Genomic DNA, 3,305 nt, shown 5'->3' on the forward strand with positions numbered 1-3,305 from the left:
GACTCGGTGCCCAGCTCCAGCGCCGCCACCCAGTCCCCGGCGTAGTACGCCCGCGCCCACTTGTCGGCGAAGCTGGTCGCCAGGCTGTGCCCGCCACCCGGGTCGAGCGAACGCTGCTCGTCGACCAGCCGGGCCGACCGGGCCAGGTCACCCTCCTCCTGCGCCGCCCAGGCGAGGTTGTGCACCGCCCGGCGTCGGCTGACCAGCCGGTCCACCCGGCACTGCTCGGCCACCTCGGCCAGTTCCGCGTACGCCTGCTCCTCGCCGGCCATGTAGCGGGCCACCGCCAGGGTGATCCGGGCGTTGGCCCGCACCTCGGGCAGCCGCAGCCGCTCGGCCAGCTCGGCTGCCGCGGAGGCCGCCACGCAGGCCGGCTCGGTCTCGGCGTTGAGCATCCGGACCCGGGCCAGTTCCAGCAGCGCCTCCGCCTTCTCCTCGGACTCCGGCAGCTCGGCGTAGATCGCGTTGGCCCGGTGCAGGCAGCGCAGCGTCTCGGACCGGTCGGCCCGGCTCCAGGCGGCGGTGGCGAGCAGGGTCCAGGCACGGGCCGCGCCGGACCGGTCCCCGACGGCGGCCAGCCGTTCGGTGAGCCCGGTCAACGCCTCGGTCCCCCCGTCGACCAGGAACGCGTCGCCGTCCCGGAACAGGGCCAGTTGGGCGGCGAACAGCTCCAGCCCCGGGTCGGGTGCCCCGCCGACCTGTAGCGCCCTGCCCACCAGCCCGGCCGCGTTCTCCAGCGCGTGCAGCTCGTACGCCCGGCGGGCGGCCCGGTGCAGCGCGGTACGGGCCGCCACCGCGTACGGCATGGGGTCGAGTCCGACCGTGCGGGCGATCTCGTGGGCGGTCCAGCGGTGGTTGGCCAGCACCTCGGCCAGGTCCTGCTGGCCGGCCTGGGTGAGCTGGGCCAACCAGTCGGCGGTGCGCTGGTGACGCAGCACCCGTTCGGCCCGGGGCAGCCGCTGGTAGCACACGTCACGGACCAGGATGTGCCGGAAGCGGTACTCCGGCTGACCGACCATGGTGGAGGTGGGCAGCTCGAAGACCATGTCCCGGCGCTGCAGGCGGTCCAGCGCCCGCTCCACCCACTCGACCGTCCGGCCGAGGGCGGCGGCCACGGGCGCCGGCCAGAACTGCACCCCGACCACGGCGGCGGCCTGGAGCACCGCCCGGTCGGCCGGGTCGAGCAGGTCGAGCCGGTTGGCGATGACCGCCTGGACGGTACGCGGCATGTCGGTGGTGCCGGCCGGATCGAAGGCGGCGCTGGGCTCCAGCAGCCCCCCGTCCATCAGCATCCGGGCGTACTCCTGGGCGTAGAGCGGGTTGCCGTCGGCGAACTCGATGAGCGGTGCCCGTGACGCCGCCGGCAGGGTGGCCTGACCGAGCAGCAGGGAGTAGAGGGTGTCGATGTCGGTGTCGTGCATCGGCGGCACCGAGATGGACATCGCGCCGCTGATCGTGCCCGTCCAGGCCGGCTGCCGCTCCCGCAGCTCGGGCCGCGCGGTCGCCACCACCAGCAGCGGTACGCCCCGGGCCGCCGCCCCGAGCTGCTCGACGAAGGTGAGCATCGCCTGGTCGGCCCAGTGCATGTCCTCGAAGACCAGCACCGTCGGGCCCCGCCCGGCGAGGGTGAGCAGGAACCGCCGCCAGGCCGCCTCGGTCTCACCCGGGGTGAGTCGTTCCCCGGTCATCCCCAGCAGCGGCCCGAGCGCGCCGGCCAACCGCATGGCGTGCGGGTCGTCGAGCTGACGCAGCCGGTCACGGAGCCGGTCGCGCAGCGGTTCCGGGTCGTCGGTGTCCGGCGCGCCCAGCCACCCCTTGACGATGTCCGCCAGCGCGGCGTAGGTGACGTTCTCGCCGAACGGCGGGCACTGCCCGACCAGCCAGGTGACCCGGTGGCCGGGCAGGTTGGCGGCGTGCCGGGACAGCTCGCGCAGCAGCCGGCTCTTGCCCACCCCGGCCGGGCCGAAGACGGTCACCAGCTGGGAGGTGCGTTCGGTGACCGTCCGGTGCAGGGCGCTGACCAGCAGGCCCCGTTCGTGTTCCCGGTCGACCATCGGGGTCAGTTCGGCGGCCTGCGGGTCGGTCCGGGGCCGGGCCCGCACGGCGAGCCAGATCCGGCTCACCGTGGAACGTCCCCGCAGGGTGACCGGCGGCCGGTCGACGTAGTCCAGCTCGTGTCGGGTGGCCGACCAGGTGCTCTCGTCGACGACGACTCCGCCGGTGGGGGCCAGCGCCTGCAACCGGGAGGCGGTGTTCACCACGTCGCCGGTGACGAACGCCTGACCGCCGTCGCGGGTGGCGGAGAGGTCGACGAGCGCCTCACCGGTGGCCACGCCGACCCGGAAACCCAGCGGCGGGTGCGGGCCGGCGGCCTGCCGGGCCAGGTTGCGTTGCAGCTCCAAGCCGGCCCGTACGCAGCGCAACGCGTCGTTGTCGGTGGCGACCGGGGCGCCGAACAGCGCCATCACCGCGTCCCCGATGTACTTCTCCACCACCCCGCCGTACTGGTGGACCAGCTTGCGGACGGTGGCGAAGTACGCCTGCTGGAGGCTGCGCGCCTGCTCCGGGTCGGCGCGTTCGGCGTACGTGGTGAAGTCGACGATGTCGATGAACAGCACGCTGACCTGGCGGCGGTCCTCCTGCACGGTGACCGCGTGGTCGCGCAGCGGCTGCCCGCAGCTGGTGCAGAAGTTGGCCTCGGGACTGTTGCCGTGCCCGCAGGAGGCACAGTTGAGCGTCAGCGCCTGTCCGCAGCCGCCGCAGAAGCGGTCGTCCGGTCCCGCCGCCCGTGAGCAGTGTCCACACTTGAGGTCGATGACGAACTCCGTACGTGAGGAGATCCCATTATCGCGCCGCGGAGGGCCAGTCGGGTACCCGACGTGCGGGCGGACCCTGCGGCTGGTCGGCCGCCACTAGTGTTCCTCACGAGGAAAACTCACTGTCAGGAGAGTGCCGTGCAGGTGCGATTGTCCGCCTACTGGACCGACCCGGACGGTACCGTCCGGTCCCCCGGGGAGACGGTCGACGTCGACGCGGTCACTCTCGCCAGAATGGAGGAGCAGGGCATGGTGGAGAATCCCGACAGCAAGACCACCTCGGACGCCGGCACGACCACGACCACGACGCCGAAGCCACAGAAGATCGGGCCCGGGCCGGGTACACCGCCGGACCAGATCGGACCCGGGCCGGGCGCCCCGCCGGCCGACGACAGCGGCAAGTGAACGACCGGCGGGGGGGGGGGGGGCCCGACGGCCCCCCGCCCCCCCCGCGGCGGGAGGCGCCCCCCCCCCCCCCGCCCCCCCCCC

At 74.0% G+C, this 3,305-nt stretch carries 2 protein-coding genes; one reads left to right on the plus strand and one right to left on the minus strand.

The annotated features are described in order from the left end of the window. A partial coding sequence (locus tag ACOJTC_RS25620) for an AAA family ATPase (RefSeq protein WP_420118806.1) occupies positions 1 to 2,840 on the minus strand: 2,840 nt, incomplete at its 3' end. A gap of 114 nt (positions 2,841 to 2,954) precedes the next feature. On the opposite strand from ACOJTC_RS25620, the gene ACOJTC_RS25625 reads away from it, so the two are divergent. After that, a complete protein-coding gene (locus ACOJTC_RS25625) occupies positions 2,955 to 3,221 on the plus strand; it encodes a hypothetical protein (RefSeq protein WP_204927814.1) in 267 nt (88 codons plus the stop codon). The last annotated feature ends 84 nt before the right edge of the window (positions 3,222 to 3,305 follow it).

The organism is Micromonospora sp., assembly GCF_048594385.1.
In the GTDB taxonomy this organism is placed as follows: Bacteria; Actinomycetota; Actinomycetes; order Mycobacteriales; family Micromonosporaceae; genus Micromonospora; species Micromonospora wenchangensis.